Annotated in this window: 1 pseudogene; it reads right to left on the bottom strand. The window is 56.9% G+C overall.

The window, feature by feature from the left end:
- A pseudogene (locus tag KVT28_RS27970) lies at positions 1-167 on the bottom strand (ROK family protein); the annotation flags it as partial.
- Positions 168-248 lie beyond the last annotated feature (81 nt).

Raw genomic sequence — 248 nt, 5'->3', positions numbered from 1 at the left:
CCGGCTTCCAGCAAATCATCGACAATCAGTGAAACGGTGTTTTTGCTCAGCCCGAGCGCTAATGCCAGATCCTGGCGGGAGGTGATGCGGGTGGTGCGCAGTTGCATCATCACCCGCTCCAGGTTGTTCAGGCGAAGTAGTGCTGGACCTTTACCGGCTGCTTTCATAGCACTCCTCAATACTCACCACCGCGCACACGGCTGCGATAACTTTCCCAGTCAAAGCGCACCCACAAGCTGTTGCCGAGG

This window comes from Pantoea sp. GbtcB22 (assembly GCF_019091025.1).
Taxonomy (GTDB): Bacteria; Pseudomonadota; Gammaproteobacteria; order Enterobacterales; family Enterobacteriaceae; genus Pantoea; species Pantoea leporis.
Note: the sequence above shows the minus strand (reverse complement) of the source record. Positions and strands in the feature narration are given on the sequence as shown.